This window comes from Lutimaribacter degradans, assembly GCF_023703375.1.
Taxonomy (GTDB): domain Bacteria; phylum Pseudomonadota; class Alphaproteobacteria; order Rhodobacterales; family Rhodobacteraceae; genus Lutimaribacter; species Lutimaribacter degradans.
In genome coordinates this window covers 127,389-141,268 of sequence record NZ_JAMQGO010000008.1, presented here as the reverse complement: position 1 = coordinate 141,268, position 13,880 = coordinate 127,389, and the positions used below count along the sequence as shown (strand labels likewise).

Annotated in this window: 11 protein-coding genes; 5 read left to right on the top strand and 6 right to left on the bottom strand. The window is 62.8% G+C overall.

The window, feature by feature from the left end; all coding sequences use genetic code 11:
• Positions 1-161 precede the first annotated feature (161 nt).
• Complete coding sequence (locus M8744_RS12845; protein ID WP_251418253.1) at positions 162-812, bottom strand: sulfotransferase family 2 domain-containing protein; 651 nt, start codon at positions 810-812, stop codon at positions 162-164.
• Between the two features lie 150 nt (positions 813-962).
• On the opposite strand from M8744_RS12845, the gene M8744_RS12840 reads away from it, so the two are divergent.
• The 3 genes from M8744_RS12840 (at position 963) to truA (ending at position 5,298) form a co-directional block, all read left to right on the top strand.
• Complete coding sequence (locus M8744_RS12840) at positions 963-2,588, top strand: AMP-binding protein (protein WP_251418236.1); 1,626 nt, start codon at positions 963-965, stop codon at positions 2,586-2,588.
• Positions 2,589-2,843: 255 nt separating this feature from the next.
• Positions 2,844-4,226, top strand: coding sequence for an ATP-binding protein (locus M8744_RS12835; protein WP_251418233.1), 1,383 nt, complete (start codon positions 2,844-2,846; stop codon positions 4,224-4,226).
• Positions 4,227-4,530: 304 nt separating this feature from the next.
• A complete protein-coding gene (gene truA, locus M8744_RS12830; RefSeq protein ID WP_251418230.1) occupies positions 4,531-5,298 on the top strand; it encodes a tRNA pseudouridine(38-40) synthase TruA in 768 nt (255 codons plus the stop codon).
• A gap of 88 nt (positions 5,299-5,386) precedes the next feature.
• On the opposite strand, the gene M8744_RS12825 is transcribed toward truA, so the two are convergent.
• Entirely contained in the window at positions 5,387-6,781 is a 1,395-nt protein-coding gene (locus tag M8744_RS12825) for an MORN repeat-containing protein (RefSeq protein ID WP_251418213.1), read from the bottom strand.
• 168 nt (positions 6,782-6,949) lie between these two features.
• On the opposite strand from M8744_RS12825, the gene M8744_RS12820 reads away from it, so the two are divergent.
• Positions 6,950-8,608, top strand: coding sequence for an NAD+ synthase (locus tag M8744_RS12820; RefSeq protein WP_251418210.1), 1,659 nt, complete (start codon positions 6,950-6,952; stop codon positions 8,606-8,608).
• Positions 8,609-8,705: 97 nt separating this feature from the next.
• Here M8744_RS12820 and M8744_RS12815 read toward each other — a convergent pair whose 3' ends face one another.
• Together M8744_RS12815 and M8744_RS12810 are read right to left on the bottom strand one after the other, a co-directional pair.
• The gene (locus M8744_RS12815; protein WP_251418207.1) at positions 8,706-11,216 is read right to left on the bottom strand and encodes a cation:proton antiporter; all 2,511 of its coding nucleotides are present in this window, start codon (positions 11,214-11,216) and stop codon (positions 8,706-8,708) included.
• 188 nt (positions 11,217-11,404) lie between these two features.
• Positions 11,405-11,797: a metallopeptidase family protein gene (locus M8744_RS12810; RefSeq protein ID WP_251418206.1), complete on the bottom strand. Its 393-nt coding sequence runs from the start codon at positions 11,795-11,797 to the stop codon at positions 11,405-11,407.
• Between the two features lie 128 nt (positions 11,798-11,925).
• Here M8744_RS12810 and M8744_RS12805 point away from each other — a divergent pair, with 128 nt between their 5' ends.
• Complete coding sequence (locus M8744_RS12805) at positions 11,926-12,477, top strand: 2OG-Fe(II) oxygenase (protein ID WP_251418203.1); 552 nt, start codon at positions 11,926-11,928, stop codon at positions 12,475-12,477.
• A gap of 6 nt (positions 12,478-12,483) precedes the next feature.
• Here M8744_RS12805 and trmB read toward each other — a convergent pair whose 3' ends face one another.
• Together trmB and M8744_RS12795 are read right to left on the bottom strand one after the other, a co-directional pair.
• Positions 12,484-13,197 (bottom strand): tRNA (guanosine(46)-N7)-methyltransferase TrmB, encoded by a 714-nt coding sequence (gene trmB / locus M8744_RS12800; RefSeq protein WP_251418200.1) that lies wholly within the window; start codon positions 13,195-13,197, stop codon positions 12,484-12,486.
• A 32-nt stretch (positions 13,198-13,229) separates the two neighbouring features.
• The gene (locus M8744_RS12795) at positions 13,230-13,859 is read right to left on the bottom strand and encodes a glutathione S-transferase family protein (RefSeq protein WP_251418197.1); all 630 of its coding nucleotides are present in this window, start codon (positions 13,857-13,859) and stop codon (positions 13,230-13,232) included.
• Between the last annotated feature and the right edge of the window lie 21 nt (positions 13,860-13,880).

The window sequence follows — 13,880 nt, the reverse complement described above, 5'->3', positions numbered from 1 at the left end:
CCCCCCCCCCCCCCCCCCCCCCCCCCCCCCCCCCCCCCCCCCCCCCCCCCCCCCCCCCCCCCCCCCCCCCCCCCCCCCCCCCCCCCCCCCCCCCCCCCCGGCGCGGGCAAGGCCCGCGCAAAACCTGCAACCGCGCCCAACGGGCGCGGTTTCCTTTTGGCCTAAGGGTCAAAGCCATAGCCGAACCGCGCGATATCCTCGGCGCAAAGTTCTGCGATCAGCGCGGCGCTGCCGTCGTCGTAATAGCCGCGCCAGTCGCGCGCGCGCTCCGTCTCGTTCACCCGCTCCAGCGCCGGGGCGAACCCCAGATGCGCGGCCAGCGGCGCGGCATCCTGCACGAAATGCTCCAGCCGGATATAGGCGTTGCACCGCTCCTGCCCCGTCGAGTCGGTCATGTAGGCGCGCGCGGGCGTGGCCCGGATACTGGCCTGCGTGTGCGGATGGGCCAGGAACTCGGCGAATGTCGCCCCCTGCGCCAACGCCACCGCCTTGTGGGCAAAACGTTGCACGCGCAGCCAGTGGTAATAGCTGACCATCCGGTCCCAGGGGTTGCGCACAAGCGTGAAACAGAACAGCTCGTCCAACTCGTCGGGCGCGACCAGCCCGTCAAGATCGGCCAGGGTGGAATGTTTCCACAACCGTCCCGCTGCCTGTATGCCGGCCAATCGTCTGCGGCGCTTGCGCGCCTTGGGGGTGTCGCCCAGCATGATGTCATCCTTCATGGCGCGGGCCTCCAGCGCCAGCGCCAGCGCCGTTCCCCCGGTCTTGGGGATGTGGATGAACAGGTATTTTCGCCCGCGCGACAGGATCATGGGCCCAGCCTATGCCCGCGCGCCAGCGCCAAGACAACGGGGGCATGATGATTTTCCATCATTCCGGGCCTTTTCATTTCCCATCAACGCGCAATACTCTGACCGTCGCGCGGCGCGCCAGTGAAATTTAGTTGCGAAAGGGGCAAGCCAATGGGTTGGATGAAAGACGAGACAGGTTTGGACAGGAACGCGGCAAATTACGTGCCCTTGTCACCGCTGTCGTTCCTGCGCCGGGCCGTGCAGGTTTTTCCGGGGCACGAGGCGGTGGTCTATGGCCCGCATCGCAAGACCTATGCCGAATATGCCGACCGCGTGACGCGGTTGGCCTCGGCGCTGGTCAAGCTGGGGGTAAAGCCGGGCGAGGTGGTGGCCACGCTTTTGCCCAACATCCCCGCCCAGGCCGAGGCGCATTTCGGCGTGCCCGCCTGCGGCGCGGTGCTGAACACGATCAACACCCGGCTCGAAGCCGATACGGTGGCCTATATCCTGGATCATGGCGAGGCCAGGGTGCTGCTGTGCGATCCGCAATTCCTGCCCATGGCGGCCGAGGCGATCGAACGGATGGAGGGCGCGGCCCCCATCGTGATCGAGGTGGCCGACGACCACGCGGGCGTTCACGCCCATGGGCATTACATGGACTACGAGGCGCTGCTGGAAACCGGCGACCCGGATTTCGAATGGATCATGCCCGAGGACGAGTGGGAATCGATCGCGCTGAACTACACGTCCGGCACCACCGGGCGGCCCAAGGGCGTGGTCTACCACCATCGCGGCGCCTACCTGAACGCGATGGGCCAGGTGATAAGCTGGCGCATGACGCTATACCCGAAATACCTGACCATCGTGCCGCTGTTTCACTGCAATGGCTGGTGCCACACTTGGATGATGCCGCTGGTGGGTGGCACGCTGATCTGCTGCCGCGATATCGCGGCCAAGCCCATTTTCGACGCCATCGCCGACGAGGGCGCCACGCATTTCGGTGGCGCCCCCATCGTTCTGAACGCCCTGATCAACGCCCCCGAGGCCGAGCGGCGCACCTTTGACCACGTGGTCGAGGTGTTCACCGCCGGCGCGCCCCCCGCGCCCGCGACGCTGGCCAAGATCGAGCCGATGGGCTTCAACGTGACCCATGTCTACGGCCTGACCGAAACTTACGGCCCCGCCACGGAATGTACCTGGCAGGGCGAATGGGACGGGCTGCTAGGCGATGACCGCGCCGCCGTCAAGTCGCGCCAGGGCGTTGCCATGCCGTTCATGGAGCCGGTGCAGCTTTGGGATGACCACAACAACCCCGTCCCGATGGATGGCAAGACACAGGGCGAAATCGTCTTTCGCGGCAACGGGGTGATGAAGGGGTACCTGAAAAACCCCACCGCCACCGCCGAGGCCTTTGCCGGGGGCTATTACCACTCGGGCGATATCGCGGTGCAACACCCCAACACCTACCTGCAGATTTCCGACCGCGCCAAGGACATCATCATCTCGGGCGGGGAGAACATCAGTTCGGTCGAGGTCGAGGGCGTTTTGATGGGCCACCCTGACGTTCTGCTTTGCGCCGTGGTGGCCAAGCCCGACGACAAGTGGGGGGAAGTGCCCTGCGCCTTCGTCGAGTTGAAAGATGGCCACGACACCGACGAGGCCGCGCTGATCGCCTATGCGCGCGAAAGGCTCGCGGGGTTCAAGACACCCAAGCACGTGGTGTTCCAGGAACTGCCGAAAACCTCGACCGGCAAGATACAGAAATTCCAACTGCGAGGGATCGCGAAAGAGCTGTAGCAGGGCGATCTTGGGCCGGGGGCAGCCACGCGGACGTGGCTGCCGCTCACCACGGATGCCCGGTATCCGCTGAGTTCAAGACGGGCGGTGAGGGAAGTTCGCTGTAACAGCGCCATGCCCTAATTTGATTGACGAAAGCGGTCGTTCGGATTGAACGAAAATCTTAACGTGCTTCGTTACAGCACAAGCAGTTTGTCGTACAGTGCGTTGACTTTACGAGCGAATGTGTCTCCATGTGGGCGTGGGAGACAAAGTATGGCTGAAACAAAAAGAATTTCGACGAGTGAACAGGCGATCCTTCTAGCTCAGCGAGAGGGCCACTTTTTTGATTTCAAAGGGAAAGAGATTAAGCCTTCCCGACTTAGCAAGACGATTTCTGCTTTCGCAAATACTAGTGGCGGAGAATTGGCGGTTGGCATCGAAGAAGTCGCGGGCTTGTCTGGAAGCGAAAGACACTGGGAAGGGTTCGTCGATGAAGAGGACGCAAATGATATCCTGCAGGTAATCCACGACTTGGAGCAAGTCGGAGGTGGTTTTTCCTGCCAATTCCTGGAAGTTGAAGGCAGCTTAGGTCTTGTGCTTCACGTTGTGGTTGACAAAACGCAGGGTGTTACTGCAGCGAGCGATGGGAAAGTTTACGTTCGGAAGGGTGCGCAAAACTTACCAGTAGCGGGCGATGCCCTAGACCGGCTCAAGTATGACAAAGGGATACACTCTTACGAGGATGAATTACTAAACTGCGAACATCAAGAAGTTTCAAACTCCGCAACGGTGATTGAATTCATGCTTGGAGCGGTGCCCGCAGGCGAACCCTTGGAGTGGCTAACGAAACAAAGAATTGTTGTGGACACGCGGCCTACCGTTGCCGCTACCCTGCTTTTCTCAGACTCGCCACAGGCACTTCTTCCGAAACGGTCGGCAGTGAAAATTCTTCGCTATAAGACCAAAGACGAGGCGGAACGAGATTATCTTTCCGATGACCCTGAGACCGTCGAGGGGTCACTTCATTCGCTGATTTACGATTCGGTAGCTCGTGTGCGTGAGATAATCGAAGGTATCGAAAAAGTTGGTTCGAAAGGTATGGAAAAAGTTTTGTACCCTGAGGAGGCCTTGCACGAACTATTAACGAATGCCGTTCTGCACCGCGATTACAGTATTCCCTCGGACGTACAAGTTCGGATTTTTGACAACCGAGTTGAGATTGAAAGCCCCGGGCGACTACCGGGTCACGTTACGATCGGGAACATTACAAGGACGCAATTCGCAAGAAATCCAAAGATCGTAAGGTTGATCAACAAATTCAAGAATCCACCCAATAAGGATGTTGGTGAGGGCATCAATACCGCCTTTGAGGCAATGGAGAAACTCCGGCTCAAAAAGCCTGAATTTGTAGAAACTGACGGTGGGCTAGTCGTCACGCTAAGACATCAATCGCTGGCATCGCCGGAGCAGTTAGTGAAGGAATATCTTGCTGAGAACTCGGAAATTACCAATGCGGACGCGCGCGAGCTAACGGGCATCAAGTCCGAAAATACAATGAAGAATGTATTCTATCGCCTGCGCGATGCCGGAGAAATCGAGCAGACGCCAAAGGTTTCTGGCAAAAAACACTCTTGGCGATTGTTGCGGCCCGGCTAGGTGGACCTCATTTCATTTTACATTCAATTTGAGGTGCGGTTTCTCGTCTTGGTGCAACCAAACCACAGTGTTAGGTTGAGTCTCACAATACACGCGAATGTCGGCAAAGCGGGCTGCGACCGCAGCATCACAGCCGAGTGGTGAATGTCTCCTGTGGGCCGCAAATAGCGCGGCGCGTTTTGGGCATTTTCGCAGGGGCCTCGGCGTACCGAGGGTAGTGTGGGCTCGAACCGGGCCACCGCACCCCGATTGCACCCCGCCGCGTCCCGCGCCATAAGGTGGCGATCACCCAAGGATCGGCCCCATGCCCCGCTATGCCCTGAAAATCGAATATGACGGCGCGCCCTTCGCCGGGTGGCAGTGGCAAGAAGACCAACCCTCGGTCCAGGGCGCGATCGAGGCCGCGCTGGCCAGGCTGGAACCGGATGTGCCCCGCATCGCCGCCGCGGGCCGCACCGATGCGGGCGTTCATGCCCTGGGCCAGGTCGCGCACTGTGACATGGGCAAGGATTGGGAACCGTTCCGCCTGTCCGAGGCGTTGAATTACCACCTCAAGCCGCAGCCAGTCGCCATTACCGCCGCCGCGCGGGCGCGCGCTGACTGGCACGCGCGCTTTTCGGCCACCGAACGGCGCTACCTTTTTCGCCTACTCGTTCGCCGCGCCCCCGCCACGCACGAGGCGGGCCGCGTCTGGCAGGTGAAAAGCCCGCTCGATATCGACGCGATGCGGGCCGGGGCCGCCCATCTTGTCGGGCACCACGATTTCACCACCTTCCGTTCGACCATCTGCCAGGCCAAAAGCCCCCTGAAAACGCTCGACGAGATCACCATCACCGAAACGCCCGGTTTCAACGGGCCGGAAATCCACTTTCACCTGCGCGCGCGTTCTTTCCTGCATAACCAGGTGCGATCAATCGTCGGCACGCTGGAACGGGTGGGCGCCGGATCGTGGGTGCCCGACGATGTCAAACGCGCGCTTTTGGCGCGCGACCGCGCGGCTTGCGGCCCCGTCTGCCCGCCGCACGGCCTGTATCTTGCCGGGGTCACCTACCCGGATGATCCGTTCACCTGACTGCCACGGGCGCGCCTTTCATCGCGGCTGAAAACCGCCCTGCCGCGCCGCTTCGGCGTGCGCTGGTATCAGGGTGCGGGGGCGGGGATTATTCGCTGGTCAATGCGCCGTTTTCCCAGGTGCCGCTGTCCTCTTCGCCCGAGGCATAGCGCATCGTGCCCTCGCCCTGGCGCTTGCCGGCGCGGAACATGCCCTCGTAGACATCGCCATTGGCATAGGTGGCCACGCCACGCCCGGAAATTTCGCCCGCCTGCCACTGGCCTTCGTATTCGAACCCGTCCGGCATGGTGATCTTGCCGGTGCCGTCGCGCTGGCCATCGGCGAATTGCCCTTCGTAAACCGTTCCATCGGGATAGATGGCCTTGCCCTGGCCATCACGCTGGCCTTCTTTCCACTCGCCCTCGTAACGATACCCGTCGGGATAGGTCATCACGCCGAAGCCGTGGTTCTTGGCATTCTTGTAGGCCCCTTCATAGACCAGCCCGTTGGCATAAGTCGCCTTGCCCTGCCCTTCGATCACGCCGCCGCTCCATTGCCCTTCATAGGTCGAGCCGTCGGGATAGGTGATCTTGCCCTCGCCATCGGCCAGGTCGTTGCGGAATTGCCCCTCGTAGACCGAGCCGTCGGGATAGACCACGCGGCCCTGCCCCTCGATCTGGCCGGCCACCCAGGCCCCTTCATAGCGATAGCCATCGGCCCCGGTGAACACGCCCTGACCGTGGCGGCGGTCATCGGCGAAATCGCCTTCGTAGATGTCGCCATTGGCATAGGTCAGCTTGCCCAACCCCTCGCGGCGGCCCGAAACGAAGGCCCCTTCGTAGACATCGCCGTTGGGCTGGGTCAGCTTGCCCTGCCCGGTCATCTGCCCGCCGCGCCACTCGCCTTCGTAGACCATCCCGTCGGGCAGGGTCAGCGTGCCGCGCCCCTCGCGTGCGCCGCGGGCCATTTCCCCGTCATAGACCGAGCCATCGGGATAGGTGATCGTGCCGCGCCCTTCCTTGACGCCGTTCACCCAGTCGCCTTCGTAGACATAGCCACCCGGTGATTCCATCGTGCCGCGGCCATGATGCATGGCGTTGCGGAACGCCCCTTCATAGCGCACGCCATTGGCATAGACAGCCACGCCGCGCCCGGTGATCTTGCCTTCGACCCAGTCGCCTTCATAGGTTCCGCCATCGGTGAAAACGATCTTGCCCACGCCGTGCGGCTTGCCCTTTTCGAACTCGCCCTCGTAGACCGAGCCATTGGGAAAGCGCGCCACGCCCTGGCCGCGAATCTCGCCATCGACCCACTGGCCAGTATATTCATACCCGTTGGGCAGCCGATACGTGCCCTGCCCGTGCTGCATTCCGTTGCGGAACTCGCCCTCGTAGACGCCCCCATCGTCATATTCCTTGGTCTCGGTCCCGTCTTGCGCCCAGACGGGCGCGCCCAGCCCGATCGCAAGGGCAAGACACGCGTATTTCGCTGTGGTGATCGTCATCGGATGCGTCCCTGCTCTGCCCATCGCGCCGATGGCGCGGTGTTCGAAATCTACTGGAGGCACCCGCACGTATCAACGCCTTTTGCCCGCACGGGCGGGCGGTTGCCCTTTTCCTTCCTTCGCGATCTGTTAAATGAAGGCGCAGGCAGCTTGAGGAACGCAGCAAAGATGGCCGACCGGTTTCGCATCACCCTTGCCCAACTGAACGCCACTGTTGGCGATATCGAGGGCAACGCGCAAAAGGTTTTGGACGCCTGGCATCAGGCCCGTGCGGCGGGTGCCGACCTGCTGGCCCTGCCCGAGATGTTCATCACCGGCTACAACCCGCAAGACCTGATCCTGAAACCCGTGTTTCACCAGGCCGCCATCGCCCGCATCCGCCGGCTTGCCACCCAGTGCACAGATGGCCCGGCCATCGCCCTGGGCGGGCCAACGCTGGATGGTGTGCGTTTGCACAATGGCTATTACATCCTGCAAGGCGGAAAGGTGAAGGCCGAGGTGCTGAAACACCACCTGCCCAATTTCAACGTTTTCGACGAGGAACGCACGTTCGAACCCGGCGACGTGGCCGGCCCCTACGTGGTGAACGGGCTGCGCATCGGCAGCCCGGTCTGCGAAGATGCCTGGTACGAAGACGTGGCCGAAACCCTGGCCGAGACGGGCGCCGAGATATTGCTGGTGCCCAACGGCTCGCCCTATTTCCGCGAGAAGCTGGAGATACGGCAGAACGTCATGGTGTCGCGCGTGGTCGAAACCGGGCTGCCCGCGATCTACCTGAACCTTGTGGGCGGCCAAGACGACCAGGTATTCGATGGCGGCTCGTTCGCGCTGAACCCCGGTGGCGGGCTGGCCCTGCAAATGCCCGTGATGGAAGAAGCCGTGCAGCATGTCGACCTGGCCCGCGGGCCCGATGGCTGGCGCATCGAACAAGGGCCGCTGGCGCACGTGCCGGACGCGCTTGAACAGGATTACCACGCGATGGTGCTGGCGCTGCGCGACTACATGCGCAAGACCGGGTTCGAAAAAGTGCTGCTGGGCCTGTCGGGCGGCATCGACAGCGCCATCGTCGCCACCATCGCGGCCGATTCGCTGGGGCCCGACAAGGTGCGTTGCGTCATGTTGCCGTCGGAATATACCTCGGATCATTCGCTGGAGGATGCAAAGGCCGTCGCCCAGGCATTGGGCTGCCGCTATGATTTCGTGCCCATCACCGAAGGACGGCAGGCCATCACCAACACGCTGGCGCCCCTGTTCGAAGGCACGCAACCGGACCTGACCGAGGAAAACATACAGTCCCGCCTGCGCGGTCTGCTGTTGATGGCCCTGTCGAACAAGTTCGGCGAGATGCTGTTGACCACCGGCAACAAGTCCGAGGTCGCGGTGGGATATGCCACGATCTATGGCGATATGGCTGGGGGCTACAACCCGATCAAGGATGTCTACAAGACCCGCGTGTTCGAGTTGTGCCGCTGGCGCAATGCCCACCACCGGGGGTGGATGATGGCCCCCGAGGGCGAGGTCATTCCCGACCGGATCATAACCAAGCCACCCAGCGCCGAGCTGCGCCCCGACCAGAAAGACGCGGACAGCCTGCCCCCCTACGACGTGCTGGACCGGATATTGGAGCTACTGGTCGATCACGATGCCAGCGTCGCGGATTGCGTGGGCGAAGGCTTCGACCGCGAAACCGTCGAGAAGATCGAGCACCTGCTTTACATCAGCGAATACAAACGGTTCCAATCGGCGCCCGGCGCGCGCCTGTCGCGCAAGGCGTTCTGGCTGGACCGCCGCTATCCCATCGTCAACCGCTGGCGCGACCGGCAATAGGCCACGCTTGCCCGCCCCGGCAGGTGGGATGCCAGCCGCGGCTACCGAGCAGGCAACGCGGGTAACTACGCCCGTCTTGACAAGATGCAAACGCTGCTTAAGCGGGCTTGCCGCTTGAAAACAGGCCTTCGGGTTCGATGCCTCGTTTCTCGGCGCTGGCACGTACCGCCTCTTGCAGCGCGGCGCTGCGGCCTAGCAGGCGGCGGAACCGTGCCTCGTCAAGTTCAAGAAGGGTCGAGGGGGCGATGGCGCGCACCTCGGTTCTGCGGGCCTTGTTCATCAATACAGCCATCTGGCCGAACATCTCCCCGCGTCCAAGGCGCCAGGTCTGACCCGCCGTTTCCACCTCGGTCGCGCCCGACGCGATGAAAAACACGCTTTTGGCGGCGCTGTCCTTGCGGATGATGATGTCACCAGCGTTGACATAGCGCGTCTTGAGCACGCGGCTCAACCGCTTCAAATCCCGCTCCTCCAACGCCGCGAAAAGCGGAAACTGGCGCACCAGTTCGATCCGCTGCAGCGCGATGTCCAACTGCGGGCGATCCTCGGCCGCGGCCCGGCGCAAATCGAGATCTTCCATCAGCTTGGTGTAAACCTCGGCGCCGATCAGGCCATCCTCGCGCATGGTCGCGTATTCGCGCTCTTCCAGCCTCAAGACGGTGCGGCGGATGAACCGGCGCTCCAATTCCTCGGCATAGCCAGGGTATTGCAGGCGCAGACCTTGAAGGGCGGTTTCGACGGCGTCGATCCGGCGCGACAGCAGCTCGCGCAGCAGCTCGGCAACCCGCCGTCCATGAATACGCCGGATGCGCCCATTGATGAAGGCCCCCAGGTCCCGCAGGACAAGCCGTTGCGACAACAGCAATTCGAAACGGTCAGCCGTCATCCGGGCCAGGGGCCGTGACAGGCGCAACCGGCTGTGCAGCAGGCCAGCGGCGCGAAAGGCGCGCCCGTAGGCGACGCTGCGCCGGGCCGCGCGGTTGTACCCGCTGCGCCCGCCCGAGCGCGCGCCCTCGATCAGGCGGTCGGCATCTGACAAGACTTGCTCTGCCATCCTGGCCGAGATCGTCCGCTCGCGGACGCGTTCAAGTATCGTGTCGCGTTCGTGCCCGGCCAATGCAATAAGGCCCAATGTGATCCGGTCACGATCCAGGATATCCGCGCTGTCCTCGGCTGATTTGACTGCCTCTTCCAGCCGCTCACCGAAACGCTTGGCTTCTGACCTGACGATTTCATGGCCAAGCTCGTAATTCTCGGTAGTACGGGCCACGTCTTCGCGCACCGTCTGCAACGCGACGGCGACCACCTGCCGTGAAAGCGCCTCGTCGATCGGTGACAGGCGATCAAGCCCCAGTCGGCCAATGATCCAGCGCAGCGTCGTGCCCTGCACGATCAGCGTGAAAAGCGTAAAGCCGGTGGCCAAGATGCCGACCACGCGCTGAATACCATCCGGCACGCGAAAACTTTCCGTCACGGCCAGCGCCAGTGCCAGTGTCACCGCACCCCGCAAACCACCCCAAAGGATGGCGACCCTGTAGGGCCGTTCGACCGTGGGCGACAGCTTGAGCACCGTCAAAAGCGGCATGAGCCCGAACAGGATCACGACCCGCGCGACAACGGCGGCAAGGATCACCACGCCGACCAGCAGGAAATCCGCGCCCCGCACTTCTTCCAGCAGCCGGGGGATCAGCAGCGCCGCAAGGATAAAGATCAACGCCCCGGCCCAATGCGCCAGAACATCCCAAAGCTCGCGCAGGTTCGTCCAGGCCTGTGGAGGCAGGCGCCCCGGCCCGGTCAGGTTCAGCGTCAACCCGGCGGCGACCACCGCTATCACGCCCGAGGCACCGATACTTTGTTCTGCGCCAATATAGGCAAGATAGGGCAGAGCAACCGAGATCGTGATCTGCGCAAGCTCGTGTCGGCTGAACAGCGCCATGACCCAGACGGCGACCCGCGCCGCCAGCCAGCCGGTGAATGCCCCGCCAACGATCAAGAGCGGGAAACGTGCCAGCGCGTCCCCGAGGCTGGGATCAGGCACACCCAGCATGACGAACCCCATGAACAGCCCGAAAAGCGCAATGGCGGCAGCATCGTTCAGCAGGCTTTCGCCCTCGATGATACGGGCCAGACGTCGCGGCGCCGAGATCGACCGGAAAATCGAAACCACGGCCGAAGGATCAGTGGTGGAAACGATCGCACCGATCAGCAGACAGGCCGCCAGCGGCAGCGCGCTGACCCACGACAAGGCATAGCCCACACTGAGCGTTGCCACGACCACCGCCACCACGGCCAGCACGAGGATAGGCACCCAATCGTCCAGCATCCGGCGCAGGTTCATGCCCAGCGTCGCCTGGAACAGCAGCGTTGGAAGAAAGACGTAAAGAAACACGTTCGAGCGGATCGGCAGTGCAAGGATCGCCTCGGCCACCGGGTTGAGCGCATCGGTCAATTCGGTGCGCAGGAAAAAGATCGCGCCGACGCCGATCAGGATGCCGATGCTTGCGAGGATCACGCTGTAAGGCAGGCGCATCCGCGCCGCCAGCGGCTCGGCAACGCCGATGACGAGGAATAGCGATGCTATGATCGTGGTGACCAGAACGATGTCCATGCTATTGAAATAGCACAGTGTTCATTGGTCGCATCGCGAAAATGCCGCAAATGGGCGACCGGCGCGGAATTTCCGGCCACGCGGTCTGGATTCTGAACAGGCAGCGCGACCGCCTTGGCCCGCGCGCGGCACCACGCCGTTTCGGAATGGGTTTTGCTTGTCTGCGTGTCTGTTCACTTCGATCAGGCTCATTCCCACCAGCGGTCTATGGTGGCAATGTCATCATCGCTCCAGCCGAAATGGTGCGCGTATTCATGCACGGTGACATGGGCGATCAATTGCTCCAGCGCCACATCGCCCCTGTCACGCCATTCCGCAAGGATCGGCTGGCGAAAAAGCCACACGACATCCGGCCCGGCGGGTTGATCCCAGACTGATTTTTCCGTCAGCGGCACACCGTCATACAGCCCCGTCAGCTCCAGCGGGTCATCCATTTCCATTTCGCGCAGGATATCGTCTGGCGGCCAATCGGCCACGCGCAGCGCCACGTCGCGGGCCAGCGCGGCGAAGGGGGCCGGAAACGCGGCCACCGCATCGCGCGCCACCTGTTCGAACCCGTCAAGATCAAGTGCCTCTTGCATGCATCGCCATATGGCCCTGAACAACGCGCGCGAAAAGGCCCAAAACGACTTGCATGGCGGAAACTGACAAGCCGCATGGCTGGGCGCACGCTAGGGGTCGTCACCCGTTCACATCCAGGAAAACACAGGTGATAGACGTTCACACCGTCGCGGCGGCGTTCTCGCCCGCCGAATGCTCTGCCATAGTCGCATTATGCCGCGATCATGCACCGAAAGATGCAAGGCTGGTCGGGCAAGCCCGCGACCACAACCTGCGCCGGGCCGATCTTGTGTGGCTCGACGAGGTTGCAGGCGCCGATTGGGTGATGGACCGCATCATCGACGTGGTGCGCCGTGCCAACCGTGACGTGTTCGGCTTTGAACTGACCGAGTTTGCGGAAAGCCCGCAAGTCGCCCGCTACGGCGCCGAGCGCGAGGGGCATTTCGACTGGCACGCCGATATCGGCGACGCGGCGCTGGCACGCAAACGCAAACTGACTTTCGTTGCGCAGTTGTCAGATCCCGAAAGCTATGACGGTGGCCTGCTCGAGCTGCGCCCCTCGGCCCAGGTGATTTCCGCGCCGCGGGCGCAGGGAGCGGCAACGCTGTTTCCCAGCTACCTGCTGCACCGCGTCACGCCGGTGACGCGCGGCGCGCGGCAGTCGCTCACGATCTGGGCGCACGGGCCCGTGTTTCGCTGAAGCCCGTCAGGTGTGGCGAAAGGTCAGGTAATGGGGGGTGCGCCCCTCGCGCAGGGCCTTTTGTTCGTAGCGGGTGGAAATCCAGTCGTCCCACGGCTGGCGCCAGTCCTGCGGCCCCTCGGCCAGCCATTCGAAACCGTGGCGTGGCACCTGCTCCAGCGTCTGGCGGACATAGTCGGGAATGTCCGTGGCCACGCGAAAAATCGCACCGGGTTTCAGCACACGGGCCAGCGGCTCAAGATGTTCGGGCGTGACGAAACGGCGCCGATGGTGGCGTTTCTTGGGCCAAGGGTCGGGATAGAGCAGAAAAGCGCGATCAATGCTGCCCGCGGGCAACACATCGAACATGTCGCGCACATCGCCCGGATGGACCCGCAGGTTTTCCACGCCCGCCTGCCGTATCTTGCCCAGCAACATGGCAACGCCGTTGATATAGGGTTCACAGCCGATGATTCCGGCCTGCGGATTCAACTGCGCCTGGTGCACCATGTGTTCGCCCCCGCCAAAGCCGATTTCCAGCCACACGGGCCGGTCGCCGAACAGTGCTGGCAGATCCAGCGGGGTGCGGTCGGGGTTTGCATCCCAATCCACCGGGCCGGGCGACAGCTTGGCCAGGTCTTCGTTAAGGTAGGCCTCTTGGCTGGGGCGCAGGCCCTTGCCCTTGATGCGACCATAGAAATTGCGCCACGGAGCGCCGGAATGATGATTTGACGTGCCCATGCCCTGCCTCCTAGCGCCGGGCGCGGGCGGGATCAAGCGGCGGCAGAGGGGCGCGCGCGCATACGCTCCAGCCAGTCATGCGTGGCAGCGTGATCCTCGGGCGGGCGCATCTTGATGACGCGGGCGAAATCGGTGAAAACGAAGGCCGAGATATCGGCCAGGCTGAAGGCGTCACCGGCCAGCCACGGCGTTTCCGACAGACGATCATTCAACAGCTCGAAAAAGGCGGAAACCCGCGCCAGACCACGTTCGGCGAGTTCGGGAATCTGTGGCAGGTCCATCGGTCCGGGTAGCGCGCGGCCCTTCATCGCGGGGTGCGAATTGCGAAACGCCTCCGCCACGGCGACGCCGCCCTCGAATTCGACAATCGCATTCCACATCGCCACAAGGCCCTTTTCGTCGGGCGTGCGGCCCATCAGGGGTGGCTCGGGGTGCACCGCCTCAAGATAGGTGGCGATGGCGATATTCTCGGTCAACGTGGTGCCGTCATCGGTGATCAGCACCGGCACGGTGGCGCGGGGGTTGATCTTGAGAAACTCGGGCGACAACTGCTGCCCCTCGGCAATCGAGATATCATGGGTTTCGACCGTCAGCCCCTTTTCGACGATCACCATCCGCGCGCGACGCGGGTTGGGGGCGGTTGAACAGTCGTAGAAAATCATGCGCTTGGCTCCTTTTCTGGG